We start from the raw sequence: 13,113 nt of genomic DNA, 5'->3' as shown, positions 1-13,113 counted from the left end.
CTGCCAAAGGAGACTTTTCTGGGATCGAGGACATGCTTGCACGGCTCAAGACGTTCACCTTGCTTGGCATCGAAGCGATGCCGGTTGATGTCGAAGTTGACATTTCGCCGGCAGCCATGCCAAAAACAATCTTGGTCGGGTTGCCCGACACTGCGGTAAAAGAGTCCACGCACCGGGTCGAACGTGCGATCGTCAACAGTGGCTTCACCAGACCGATCGACCGCATCGTGATCAATCTGGCTCCGGGTGACCTACCAAAACAAGCCGCTTCATTTGATTTATCCGTCGCCCTTGGCGTGCTTGCCGGAAGCGGTCAACTGATTCCAGATCGGCTCGAAAGCTACGCCATCATCGGCGAACTCGCACTCGAAGGCTACACGCGACCGGTCAAAGGCAGCTTGTCGATCGCCATCGAAGCGGCGAAGGATCAACAGCTTCGTGGGCTTGTCGTGCCCGCGGCAAACGCGGCCGAGGCTGCTGTTGTCGAAGGCCTCGATATCATTCCGGTCGAAAGCCTTGCTCAAGCGGTCGCATTCTTTGCCGGTGAGATCGACATCGCCCCTGCGCCCAGTCGTATCGAAGAACTGTTTGACGAGCACAGCATCTACGACGTCGATTTTGGCGACGTCAGGGGACAGGAATCCGCCAAACGAGCGATCACCTTAGCCGCCAGTGGCTCGCATAATTTGATCATGATCGGTCCGCCAGGAAGTGGCAAAACGATGCTCGCCAAACGCGTGCCAACTGTGCTGCCTACCCTGAGTGCTTCCGAATCGATCGAAACCACACGGATCTATTCAGCGCTTGGTCAGCTTCCAAGTGGCCAGCCTTTGCTTGCCCGCAGGCCTTTCCGTTCCCCGCACCACACGATTAGTGATGCAGGGTTGGTCGGTGGTGGCAGTCCACCTTCGCCGGGCGAAATCAGTAAAGCACACAACGGGATTTTGTTTCTTGATGAACTTCCCGAATTCAATCGCAAGACATTGGAAGTCATGCGACAACCGCTCGAAGATGGCATCGTCACCATCTCTCGTGCACTTCGGTCGACCACGTTTCCCAGCGATTTTATGTTGGTGGCCGCGGCGAACCCATGTCCTTGTGGCTATAGAAGTGATCCGAGGCGGGCATGCAATTGCACTCCACCGCAAGTCGAGAAATACATGAGCCGCATCAGCGGGGAGATCTTCGCAAGCGACCGGAGTTGCTGCAGTGGTCACCATCGCGTTTAAGGTTGATTCGAAGTGACAATCGGCAACAATACCAAAACGATCAGCCGCGACGGTGGCTGACAATCAAACGATCACCGGCGACGGCTGGTGATTGGGCTTCGTTCGCTGTGACTGAGTTTCTCTTTCTCCAGTCATGGCGGGCGGGGCCATTAATGAAAGAGGATTGAATCTATGGAAATCGAAAGCCTGCAAAAATCTGCTGCCATGCTGGAGTCAATCCTTTTGGACTGCAGCCGGCCACACGATAGCTTCTATCAGTCAGTTTCTGAGACAGCGGCATCGGTCCAACAGGCGGGCGGGCCAAGTTCTTCATTTGCTCAGGCAATCGCATGGATGAACGAATTGCAGTCTGACATTGAAAGCGTGATCGCTGTAATCCGGAAAGACCCTGACGACCTCGCGAACCGACTTGCGAAACTATTGAAAAAAGTTGAGCTTGTCGCGTGTGATCGCTTCTGGGAGGCATCACTGCTCGAAGAAGCGTTTAATGCACAACTGAAAGGTGGTGCAGAAAAAACAGCAGGCGACTTCTTTGCCCACGCGGGCGAAGCGTTAAGGCAATTGAGACCTGACTTGATTGACATGCTGTCGGAAGTCAGGGCGGAGATCGAAATGTCGACAGAGGACGGAAAGCCGCTTGGCGTGTCGCTCTACGACGCCGCCTACTACTTTGCCGGAAATGAAACTGACGCAACCGCCTTGGTGAAAAGGTGGTCTGATTCCTCTCGCCAAAATCCGCCCGTCATCGGGAAATGCCCTGAAGATGGGAGAAGAAAGTTATCGGAAGTTGTCGGAGTCGTCAGGTTCACTGACGCCAACATGAGGCTTTCAGCCGCAGAAAAAGCGGCACTCTACAAACACCTATTGAAAAAGCGACGAGCGGGGTTGTAGGTAGTTTGCCCGAAGTATTCGGAAGCAACTGAAACACCAAAAATATCGCATAGAAATATCACCAGATTCGATCACTCAAACTGATCTGGTGATACATGAACGGTTTTATTCTTGAATGTCTCCAGCCAACTGGCTGGCACCGTAGCGGCGAAATCTACTGGCGACTGATTGACGCTGAGTCTGCTGGACGCCAACTCTTAAAAAGACACCGCATCCGCGAAGCGCGTGTTCTTCCTGTGACAGTTGATCTAAACGCTGTCACTGCGATCACATCAAAAACAAGTGGTCGCGTCTCAACCAAATGATCCAACGCATCACACCGAAACGTGAAGCGAAGCAAACAGCGGGGAAGGTCTGCGATGAGCTGTCATCGGATCAGATCGACGCCCTCGCTCGTTTTCTGCTGAGCTTGCCGGAACGTGATGCGATCGAGATCAAGCCGCAGAAGACGGCACGGAAGAAATCAAAGAAGCCCACCCGGCCAAAGTAGACCGGATGAGCATGAATCGTGTTGGTCGCTGAAGCTGGCAGGCGGATTCGACCAACGGAGCAAGCACGGAGCAAAAGCACCAATGTCAAGTTTACCTATCAATCGACTTTCGACAAGTCAATTCAGACCATCGTCGGTCACCGCACCGCAACCTATCTCGACTGACTGGGACGCGATGGTTGCAGTTGTCCCTTCACTAGCAGAGATCGAAGCTCGAGCAAAACGTCGACGACGATCACGCAATCGATTCCTCGCCTACGAAGGATTCAAGCGGGAGCTAGAGCGACACGTCGGCTGGACTGCACAGCACCCAGGTCTGCGAACCTTTGAACACTGGGACGTTGCAATTGAACGCATCTCAAAAGCGTTGGGGGTGTGACGGTGAAGCTCGAAACGCTCTTAACGAGGCTAGACTCGATAGGCTGGGAGACGTCCTTATCGGTCGACTCACTGACTCGACTTTGCGACATTGGTTTGCGCGGCGATTCCTATGAGTTGGCGGTCATCGCTGGCGAGCTTGCGATCGATTGCCAGCCAATCACACTTCGGGGACTCTTCTATCGCGTCGTCTCGACGGGATTCTTCCCAAGCACTGACAGGCAGTATTACAGCAAGTTGCAGCGATTATTGTCGACACTGCGGGACGCGGGGTGGATCCCGTACGAATGGATCGTCGACAATCTTCGTGCCACGATCAAGCCATCATCATGGTCGGGGCTGGAAGACTTCACTGACACCGTTCGCGGCGCATACAGAAAAGACTTCTGGGCATCGCTTCCGCAGTACGTTCACATCTTCATTGAAAAAGATGCGATGACCGGGGTGGTTGCCCCAGTCACGGAAGAACTTGACGTGCCGCTGTCGCCCGTTCGCGGATATGTCAGTGATGCTTACGTCCATCATCTTGGGACTGCGTTCAAAAGAATCCAAAAGCCGATCAGGTGTTTCTATCTTGGCGACTTTGACCCTAGTGGTTTTGATCTTGAAAGATCGCTAAGGGAGAAGATTCAGAAGCACTCAGGAAAAAGTGTCGTCGTATCGCATATCGACGACGACCGCACTGACGATGTTTATATGGAGTGGCTCGGACGGTTCATTACCTGGCAGCGTCTTGCCCTCAATGAATCGGACTTCGACAAGCACAAGCTCATCAAGCTGAGCCTGAAACGAAAACGAAATGGCGATTTCGCCGACACCCGCGCTGCGAAGTTCGCCAAGAAATATGGAGATCGGTGCGCAGAAGTTGACGCCCTAGATCCAAACGTGATTCGAACACTGGTGCGTGATGCAATCATGCAGTACGTCCCCGACGATCAATGGGAGCAACTTCAAAGGATTGAACAACTTGAAAAGGAATCCTGGGAATCGACCCTTGGTCAGTTCGTCGGGGGTGCCGACCAATGAGCACCGCCGCTGCCGTTCTCTACACCGCTCGCCTGTACGTCGAAGCTGGGATCAGTGTCATTCCGCTTCGGATGGATGGAACAAAGCGACCGGCACTTCCGACTTGGGAGCCCTATCAATCCACGATCGCCACTGACGACGAACTGAAGTCATGGTTTGCAAAACCAGCGGGGATCGGGATCGTCTGCGGTTCGGTATCGGGTGGACTTGAAGTCTTCGATTTTGACCTCGAGCCGATGCGAGTATTTAACGCATGGTGGGATCAACTACCAAGCGACATTCGCGGAAGGTTGCCAGTGATCGAAACGGGCGGCGGTGGGATTCACGTCCCGTTTCGCTGTCGTGAACTCTGCGGAAACAAGAAGATCGCTTTTCCGCCTGATCGCTCAAAACCTTACATCGAGACAAGGGGTCAAGGCGGCTACATCGTCGCGGCGGGATCACCGATCGAAGTTCATTCCAGCGGGAACCCTTACATGCAGGTGATGGGCCGACCGTTGCCAGAACTGCCCCAACTGGAACCTGACGAGCGAGCGGTGTTGTGGCGGATAGCTCGGTCATTTGATGAATCTGAAACGCTCAAACAAGAGTGCCACGATCAATTGCGACGGCAATCACCGTCTGTCGTGACTGATGTTGACACCTCAACGCCGTGGGGAGCGTTTGACGTCGAAGCGAGTTGGCCTGACATCTTAACGCCGCACGGCTGGACATCGCAGGACGGCGAACGCTGGACGCGACCAGGGAAGAAGTTTGGCACGTCAGCCCGAGTCGTCATCGCAACGAACGGGTGCGAAGTGTTGACCGTCTATTCGGGATCGGCGGGGCCACTCGCCCCAGTCGGCTCCTATCAGACGTGGGGCAAGTTCTCAGCATTCGCGGCACTGAATTACAAGGGCGACCGGAGCGAGGCAGCACGGGCCGCAAGACAACAGGGTTACGGGAGGACCGCAGCGTGATTGATGTAGGTGAACCATTTGTAAGCGACCTTCCGCCTGACATCGATCAAGAAACGATCGATGACTATGAGCGGGAAAAGCAGACCGAAGAAATCAATCGGCTGATGAGCACCTACGGTGTATCGCCCCCGATGACATCGAGCGAGTTTGCCGCGGCTGACTTTCGAATCGACTACATCGTTGATGACATCCTTCCCGAAAAGCAAATGACGGTAATCGCTGGCGCTGCAAAAGGATTGAAGACAACAACGAGTATTGATCTGGCGTTGTCGATCGGGGCGGCGTCTGATTTTGGGATCAAAAAACAGTTCCTCGGTCGGTTCTGGGTTCAGCACCAAAAGCGGGTTCTCGTTTGCTCTGCCGAAAGCGGTCATGCGACTTTGCAAGAGACGGCAAACCGAATAGCGAGATCGAAGAACTTTGAGCTTGCCAGCCTGGGGGATTCAGTCGCGTGGGAGTTCTGGGTGCCAAGTGCCAAAAACTCTGAGCAACTGCAAATCCTTTCGCACTTCATCCAGAAGCACAAACCAGATGTGGTCATCATCGACCCGTTGTATCAGTGCCTAGACGGTGACGATCAAGCCAACGTCAGCAAGAACGGTCAACAGATTATGGACTTGGCAAAAGTCTGTCTGGACAAGGACTGCACGCCGGTCATGGTCGACCACGTGAAGCGATCAAGCGAGAACGCGAAGAACTTCTCGCCTCTTGAATTGCATGACGTCACTGGCGCAGGGAAGGCCGAAGCGTTTCGTTCCTGGCTTCTGCTGGGGCGACGTGAGCGTTTCGACCCTGAGAACCCGATTCACCGTCTGTGGCTCACCGTGGGCGGCTCAGCGGGTCACTGTGGCTCCTATGCGGTTGACATTGATGAAAGTCGCGATGACGCCGGCAAGCGTGGTTACGAGCTGAACGTCATGTATGGCAGCGAGGCGGCGGTTGAGAGCGAAGAACGGGCCGAGCACGCCAAAGCACAGAAGGCCGCTAAGAAGCTCGACGATCGAGCCCAGAAACTAAGAGACGCATTCGTTGGCATCGGTCGCAATGGACAGACCAAATCGAAGGCGTTCCGAAGGGCCGGATTGTCAAACGCTGCTGGTGATGAAGCACTCGGAAAACTGCTTCGCGATGGCATCCTCGAAGACTGCGAAACGGTCACTCCAAGAGGCAAATACGACGGCTATCGACTGTCAACTCGTGGTGAACAAGAGGTTAGCAACGATGAGTAAAAACCAACGTGCGACAACATGCGACAACGTGCGACAAACAGCAACTGTCGCAGGTTCAACCGACGACTGTCAACGTGCGACGACAACCCCTTCTTATAGAAGGGTTGTCGCACGTCGCACGTCGGACGTCGGAGGATGGTCGGTCTGGCAACGAACGATAAATAAAAAACTGTCGCACGTCGGAGGTCGGATCCAGTGAGCGGCAACGAACCATCCAAACCAACGATCGCAGAGCTGACCGAGTTCGTTCACTGCAACCGGATTGCCGAAGTGCGACAGGTGGATCCACTTCGGTTCTGGCAGTGGGCAGAACGGAACGGTTGGCGGAACGCGACGGGCAAGCCCAACCGCGACTGGCGGTGCTACGTGCGAGGCAACACGCATCAGCCAGACGTGAAGTACCAGAACGCTCGCTGTCGACGTGAGAGGCAAACCAGATGACCAACCGCCCCACCTTTCATATCGAGCTGAAAGCCGACCACGACGATTGCCAGATGGCCGTTCGTGGCCTGCGTGAGATTCTTAAACGCTTGGGCAGGAATCACGGTTTGAAGTGCGTTCACGTTCACGAGATCACCATCGACACTGAGACTACCGGCAAGGAGACAACCAAATGACAGACCTGATCGACCATAGCGACGAATCGTCGCCCGATTTTGAGTTCATCGAGAACCAGCTTGATCGTATCGGTGCAATCATCGGCAGCGATGACCTGGACGAAAGACCGGTTGAGTTCCTGGCTGGTTGTGCTGAGTTCCTCACAGAGCACGTCACGCCGTTCGTGGAATTGGCCAGCAACCGCATGAACCGAATTCACGCAAGAACGACGGCGATGCTCAATCGGCTCGTCGACGCCAAGCAGGCAATTGATGCACGGGAAGCAGCAAAACAAGTCGACGGAGATGACAACGATGCGAAGCGGGGATAAGTGCCCGGAGTGCGGCGACGTGATGCGGGTGGATAACACGATCACCAACGGCAGCCGAAAAACGCATTACCTCAAATGCAAAGCGATTGCGTGTGGCTTCACAGCGAAAGATTCGTTTCTGGTTGACACCCACGGCAACCGGATCGAGGAAATCGACACGCTAACGGCGGCGGTCACACGGCTGAACAACGAAAACCAAGCTCTCTTTGACCGGCTGGAACGTGCTGAGTTGCTGTTGGGTCAAGTGGTCAGGGCGATACAGAAGCGGGTTTAGCAGATCCTTAGCACATCTGCTAAACGCACTGACTTTTTTTCGGTGGACATCGACAAGAATGACCACATCACAGCAAGTGGACAGGATTCAAAACGGACAAGCGGGACCATGAACGGACAAAGACGGATTCGATTGTTGACGGACTGCGTTGGGTTTCATCGCGGTCATGAAATGACGGTTGCGGTAGGTCTTGCAAACCTGCTTGTCGAGCGGAATCGCTATGCCGAGTACATCGACGAAGAAAAGCCCAGGGCAAAAGTCACTAAGCGACGTGGCCGCAAGAAAGCCTAAGCGACACCGGACCTAATCAGCACACCTTTCACGGACAGAAGAATGACGATCACACGAGAACGATTAAACAAGTTTCGAGACAGCTTTGGCTCGAAAGTTCCCGGCAAAATCAAGTTGATGCCGAAGGACCAGGCTTTCGGCAGAATCCAGGGAACGTACAGAGCACCCGAGAATCCTCCAAAAAATGCCTTCACTATTGATGATGGTATTTTCGAAGAAACGGTGCTGCATGGAGTTGTTCATCAGCTCATGCAAACCAGTGTTGTCTCGCGGTTTTCTTACCAGCGGCCAATCATGGGCGGCGAAAACCTCGTGCCCACGCTCAAGGCCCGCACCGCACAAGTCTTGCACCACGCAAGGGTGTCTAGCTCGACAATCAGCGGCCCAGATAGCCACCTGGACGCAGGCTCTGCGATGATGGGCGCAAATCAGCGATATGTTTACTTCAAGGCATCAAGAGAGCTTGCCGAAGATGCCCTCGACATCATCGGTGTTTGTTCTATTGCGGCTGGCGATGCTTTGGCAAAAGACCTCGATCGCATCGCGTTTACTGGGCTGAATAACGAGGCAGACGGATTCGTGCTGGGCATCCTCGAGTCGCTGCGAACATCAAGCATTAAGGTAGCTGCGACCGGCAACACAAGTGCTGCGACACTTGACGCACAAGACTTTGCCAACACGATCGGACTGTTGCCAGAGTTTGAGACGCCAGAGCCGCCACGGTGGTTTATGTCGCGATCGTTCTATACGCAATCTGTGCTTCGGTTAGCGGGCGAAGCTGCGTTGTTGGCTGTACCGCCTGACGACGCAGACGGGCTATTGTTTGGGCACAAAGTTCACTTCGTTGGCGGGATGCCAGCAAGCACCGCAGCAGCAGGTGCCAAGGTCGCCGTGTTTGGATACCTGGGGCTTGGGACGATCTACGGTGTCTTGGAAAAGCTTCACTTCGATTCGATCAGGGACTTTGTTACCGACCAGCGGCTGATGCGATTCTCTACCTACGACGACTTCGTTTGCTGGGACAACGGAACAAACAACCCGTCTGATCCTGCTGGTTCGCTGGTGGCTTTGCAACTAGCAGAGGTTTAATCATGGGAAGTCATTACCGCCCTTTTGACCTTCGCTCTGTTCCGCAGTCGATCCTCAATGCGAAACAGGCCAGCGAAAACCGGCAGCAGATGAAGTTCCGCAACGAAGCGGACGAAGTATCGATCGAGATTTACGACGTCATCGGTGACGACCCGTGGACAGGCGGGGGCGTTTCCGAAAAGACGATCGTCGACATCCTGAACCGCAACCGCAACAAGCCGGTGAGCGTCCGGATCAACTCTTTCGGTGGCGACGTCTACGCAGGTCTAGTGATGTTCAACGCACTGGCCAGCCACCCCCAGCCAGTGACGACCACGATCGAGGGCATCGCCTTTTCAGCAGCCAGTTACCTCGCTCTGTCTGGCACCAAGGTCCGCATGTATCGCAACAGCGACATCGGCATTCACCGTGCATCGACTGTCACCATCGGCAATCGGCACGATCACGAATCCACAACGAAATGGTTGGACACAATTGATGAACACATTATCGACATCTATCAGGACAAGACCGGCAAGAGCCGGGCACAGATTACCAAGTGGCTTGAAGGAACGAGCGACGGAACTGTGTTTAGCGCGACCGAGGCCAAACGACTTGGATTCTGCGACGAGATCATTGACCCAAAGGGGGCTTCGAATCGTCGGTCGGGAACGTCGGCTTCTCGCTCATCTGATCGGACGTCCAATCGCCGTAGCGACACGCAAGCCAAATTGCGAATCCTGAAATTGAAATCCAAGGTAGCTGGCCTGTAGTTGGCCACACCGGCAACCTTTCGCGGAAAGGCGACTCGTAGTCGCTGGGCCAGATCGGGGTGGTGCCGTCAACGCAGGTGGGCGGCACTGCTCCTTTCATTCAAAAGCGTCAGCCGGATGAGCGTTTGGCACACCATCGAGAACGCACCAGGACAACCGCCCTGCAACGACCACAAAGGCATGGCCGAAGCATCGAGCCGAGCCATCGACGCACGGCAGGGGCGACCACAGGCCGGGGGGGGCGGTTTTTTCTGGGGCCAGGGGTCCAGCGACCTACCGTTGCCCGCTTTCGTCCGTGCGTGCAGCAAAATGATTTTTTCTCGAACAGTTGTTCACTAGCGAAAAAGTCACCAAATCAGCCCCGCGAAATCGACCCAAAACCGGCAAAAACGCACTGAAACGCCGCAGAATCGGCAGTCTACCGCAACCAAACAGGCTTTCCAATGTCGACCAGCTTAAACGCTCTGACCCTTCGCATTAACGCATCGACCGAGGGCGTTAGCCGGGCAGTTCGGACAGTTCGCAGTGACGTGAACAAGATCAATCGCATCATGCGTGAGACGTCGACCGAATCCGAGAAGGCGGCGGACGCACAGGAATCATTGAATCGCGTTTACCGGACGGGTGCTGTCTCCGCGAATGAGTACAGCCGAGCAATCGAGGCGATCAACGCAAAGTACAAACAGCAAAAGAACGCTGTCAGTGATGCGGACCAGGCACATAGCCGCATCCGGTCTTTGGTGTCATCGACGACGCCCATGATCGAGAAATCGAAGGAGCAATTTCGGGATTTATTCACAGCACTACGCGGCGGAAAGATCACGCAGGAGGAATATGCCCGAGCACTCGCCAAGGTGAAGGAAGAAACCCGAAAGCAGAAGGATGAACAATCCGGTGTTGCTGAGGCAGCGAGACGACAGGCCGAACTTCAGCAGCGAGTTGCAGCCATTGTGCAGCGTAGCGTTCCTGCAACCAAACGGTTGGCAATGCAGCACCGGGAACTGCGATCGGAGTACCAAGCCGGTCGGGTTTCAACGCTGGAATACCAACGGGCTCGCAGGATGCTCAACGACGAAATCCGGCGAACAAATCAGGCCAACGCTCAGGCAAACCAATCCAACGTCAGACAGGCCGAGAGTCTTCGTCAGTTGGCGGTTAAGGTTGGTGCCGTGGCATTGGCTTATCGTGGCCTTACAGCAGCGGCGAACAAGTTCAGGAACGCAAGCCAGACAGCACTGGCAACGGAACAGGCCGAGATTCAGTTCGAAGTCTTCACCAAGTCAGCCGAGCGTGCCCGTGAGCTGATGACGGACCTGAAACGGATCGACAGGGATAGCCCGGTGTTCGGTTTGCCGCAACTGATGCAGGCTTCTAACGCAATGCTGGCTTACGGAGTCGATGCCGATCAGGTCAGCCGACGGGTTCAGCAACTCACTGCGATTTCAGCGGGCAACACTGATGCCATGCAGCGACTTTCGCTGGCATACGCCCAAGTTGAAGCCAAGGGAAAGCTGATGGGCGAAGAAGTTCGTCAGTTTGTGAACGCTGGTTTCAACCCATTGCAACAAATTGCCGAAGACACTGGCGAATCGATGGCAAGCCTTGCGGAGAAGATGGCTAACGGCGAGATCACAGTCGAGATGGTTCGCCGCGCAATGGACCGAGCAACCGAAGCGGGCGGCCGGTTCTACGGCATCAATAAGAAGCTGGCAGCGTCAACAGGTGGGGCACTATCGCGACTTGGGAATGTGGTCGAGATCACAACTGCCGGGATTCAGCGGAAGTTCTTCCCAGCGGTGCGTGACTCCGCAAACGCAATTGCCCGAATGATTGAGCGAACGAGCAGTTGGGCCGAATCACTATCGCGGACAGAGCGAAACATCATCGCGTTTACTGCCGCCCTTGGTCCGTCTGTCTTCATCGCTGGAAAGCTGATCGCAGTGGGGCAGCGAGTCATCGCGATGTTGAAGAATTGGCGAAATATTCAAGTGTCGCTGCTGGCGTTGAGTGGTCCGAAAGGCTGGGCACAACTAGCGGCTGGTGTGGCTATCGCGGCGGGTGCCATCTACTTGATGGACCAAGCACTAGAGCATGGCCGAGCGGAGAGCGAGAAAACGGCGTCGCAGAACGCGAAGCTAGAGGCGTCCTACAAGAACACCGCAGCAGCAGCGACCGCAGCAAAGAACGCCGCCAACGCATTCACGACGTCACGATCGGGCGGATTCACAAAGAATCACCAACGTGAGCGTGACGAAGCTACGAAACGACGCTGGGAACGATACGACGCTGGTGAGCGTATTTTGGCAACGATCAAAAGCCAGAACGAAGCCTTGAAGGAACAAGACCGGCTTCAACGGATGACCAAGGATGCAATCGAGCGGGAGCAACTAGCGGCTGCAAGCAGCGAGAAAACGCAGGTGCTTCGCTTGAAGGCGATGCAGAAGGAACGGGCCGCACTGTTGGAGCGGCAAGAGTACGAGAAAAAACGCCTTGAACTTCTGGAACAGCAACGTGACGTTCTAGCTCAACAACAGGCCAAGATTAAAGGCGAGGCGGAGCAAGTCACCGAATCGATGCGGACTCCGTTCGAGAAGCTCGTCAGCGATTTGCAGCGGTTCGAGGAAATGTATCAGCGTGGACTGATTACACAGCGGACCCTGAGTCGCGCACGCAGTCAGCGAGCTGGTGAGTTCAACCCGCAACAAACGGCAATCAAAGTTGAACTGCCGCCATCGATCACGAAGGGAAGCCGCGAAGAGTATCGCATGATCGCGGAGGCTCAGAACGCAGCATCCAATAAGCAGGATAACCAGTTCCGGCAGCAGTTGGCTATCGCGACGGCACAGAAGATTGCGGCGGAGAAGGCATCACGGGCGATTGCTGAAAGTAACCGGTTGCTGGCTGACCTGAACAAGAATCTGAAGAAGAAACGCGGCGGAGGTGCGGTGTAATTGATGGAACGTCACGGACTGACACCCGCCCCGGTGTATTGCTCATCGAGCTACGACAGGATTCTCGAAGCGAACTATCTGGTTCAGCGCGAGGGATGGGAAATCGATGACGCTTGCAAGCTGATCGAGATCAGCCCTGCCGAGTTCTATGTCACATGCGGGGTCAAGCTGCCCTACACACCATCACCAGCAATGGTGGCCGATGCGATCGCTGAAATTCAAAGCGGCAAGGTGAACGCCAAGGGCAACCTACGAAGACAACGGCAAGCAGACCGAGAGTTCCGCGAGTGGAACGAAGACGCCGACCCGTATGACTTGGCTGGTGACATCGATGAGGATGCTTGCCCGATGCCTGAGTGGTTTCGCGGGTGATGGCTCCTAACTGGCCGATTTTCGGACGTGTTTTGCGGTAAGGCGTGATGCGATGATGGGTTAAGTGTGGTGCCTAACTGACGGCTACAATGTGGCTATGAGCGATCCGAACCCGTACAAGCCGAGCACCAATGACGTCCCCGAAAAGCCAAATCGAACGGGTCTTTTAGTCGTCATGGGTTTTGTCGGATTGCTGGTTGGTTTCATCGTCGGTTCTGTCGCTCTTTGGATTGTCAGGGCTTTACCTCAGTGAC

At 54.9% G+C, this 13,113-nt stretch carries 15 protein-coding genes; all 15 read left to right on the top strand.

The genetic code is table 11. From position 1 onward, the window contains the following. Positions 1-32 precede the first annotated feature (32 nt). The 15 genes from LOC67_RS09400 to LOC67_RS09330 all read left to right on the top strand — a co-directional run bounded on the left by LOC67_RS09400 (position 33) and on the right by LOC67_RS09330 (position 12,859). Positions 33-1,229 carry a YifB family Mg chelatase-like AAA ATPase gene (locus LOC67_RS09400; protein WP_230262336.1) on the top strand — a complete coding sequence of 399 codons (1,197 nt, stop codon included), beginning with the start codon at positions 33-35 and terminating at the stop codon, positions 1,227-1,229. Between the two features lie 171 nt (positions 1,230-1,400). Next, positions 1,401-2,120, top strand: coding sequence for a hypothetical protein (locus LOC67_RS09395; protein WP_230262335.1), 720 nt, complete (start codon positions 1,401-1,403; stop codon positions 2,118-2,120). A gap of 301 nt (positions 2,121-2,421) precedes the next feature. Continuing rightward, entirely contained in the window at positions 2,422-2,610 is a 189-nt protein-coding gene (locus LOC67_RS09390; protein WP_230262334.1) for a hypothetical protein, read from the top strand. Positions 2,611-2,692: 82 nt separating this feature from the next. Continuing rightward, positions 2,693-2,989: a hypothetical protein gene (locus LOC67_RS09385; protein WP_230262333.1), complete on the top strand. Its 297-nt coding sequence runs from the start codon at positions 2,693-2,695 to the stop codon at positions 2,987-2,989. Between the two features lie 2 nt (positions 2,990-2,991). Next, on the top strand, positions 2,992-4,014 hold the full coding sequence (locus LOC67_RS09380) for a hypothetical protein (RefSeq protein ID WP_230262332.1): 1,023 nt from the start codon (positions 2,992-2,994) through the stop codon (positions 4,012-4,014). Beyond that, positions 4,011-4,973 carry a bifunctional DNA primase/polymerase gene (locus LOC67_RS09375; RefSeq protein WP_230262331.1) on the top strand — a complete coding sequence of 321 codons (963 nt, stop codon included), beginning with the start codon at positions 4,011-4,013 and terminating at the stop codon, positions 4,971-4,973. The genes LOC67_RS09380 and LOC67_RS09375 overlap by 4 nt, the downstream gene beginning before the upstream one ends. Then, positions 4,970-6,202 carry an AAA family ATPase gene (locus LOC67_RS09370; RefSeq protein ID WP_230262330.1) on the top strand — a complete coding sequence of 411 codons (1,233 nt, stop codon included), beginning with the start codon at positions 4,970-4,972 and terminating at the stop codon, positions 6,200-6,202. The genes LOC67_RS09375 and LOC67_RS09370 overlap by 4 nt, the downstream gene beginning before the upstream one ends. A gap of 437 nt (positions 6,203-6,639) precedes the next feature. After that, a complete protein-coding gene (locus LOC67_RS09365) occupies positions 6,640-6,819 on the top strand; it encodes a hypothetical protein (RefSeq protein WP_230262329.1) in 180 nt (59 codons plus the stop codon). Further along, the gene (locus LOC67_RS09360) at positions 6,816-7,130 is read left to right on the top strand and encodes a hypothetical protein (protein WP_230262328.1); all 315 of its coding nucleotides are present in this window, start codon (positions 6,816-6,818) and stop codon (positions 7,128-7,130) included. The genes LOC67_RS09365 and LOC67_RS09360 overlap by 4 nt, the downstream gene beginning before the upstream one ends. Next, positions 7,114-7,404: a hypothetical protein gene (locus LOC67_RS09355; RefSeq protein ID WP_230262327.1), complete on the top strand. Its 291-nt coding sequence runs from the start codon at positions 7,114-7,116 to the stop codon at positions 7,402-7,404. The genes LOC67_RS09360 and LOC67_RS09355 overlap by 17 nt, the downstream gene beginning before the upstream one ends. A 108-nt stretch (positions 7,405-7,512) precedes the next feature. Beyond that, on the top strand, positions 7,513-7,695 hold the full coding sequence (locus LOC67_RS09350; RefSeq protein ID WP_230262326.1) for a hypothetical protein: 183 nt from the start codon (positions 7,513-7,515) through the stop codon (positions 7,693-7,695). A gap of 42 nt (positions 7,696-7,737) precedes the next feature. Continuing rightward, positions 7,738-8,784 carry a phage major capsid protein gene (locus tag LOC67_RS09345; RefSeq protein ID WP_230262325.1) on the top strand — a complete coding sequence of 349 codons (1,047 nt, stop codon included), beginning with the start codon at positions 7,738-7,740 and terminating at the stop codon, positions 8,782-8,784. 2 nt (positions 8,785-8,786) lie between these two features. Further along, positions 8,787-9,536, top strand: coding sequence for a head maturation protease, ClpP-related (locus LOC67_RS09340; RefSeq protein WP_230262324.1), 750 nt, complete (start codon positions 8,787-8,789; stop codon positions 9,534-9,536). Between the two features lie 443 nt (positions 9,537-9,979). Continuing rightward, complete coding sequence (locus LOC67_RS09335) at positions 9,980-12,487, top strand: tape measure protein (RefSeq protein WP_230262323.1); 2,508 nt, start codon at positions 9,980-9,982, stop codon at positions 12,485-12,487. A 3-nt stretch (positions 12,488-12,490) separates the two neighbouring features. After that, positions 12,491-12,859: a hypothetical protein gene (locus LOC67_RS09330; protein ID WP_230262322.1), complete on the top strand. Its 369-nt coding sequence runs from the start codon at positions 12,491-12,493 to the stop codon at positions 12,857-12,859. Positions 12,860-13,113 lie beyond the last annotated feature (254 nt).

Origin of the sequence: Stieleria sp. JC731 (assembly GCF_020966635.1) — a bacterium.
Lineage (GTDB): Bacteria > Planctomycetota > Planctomycetia > Pirellulales > Pirellulaceae > Stieleria.
This window is presented reverse-complemented; position numbering and strand designations above follow the sequence as displayed.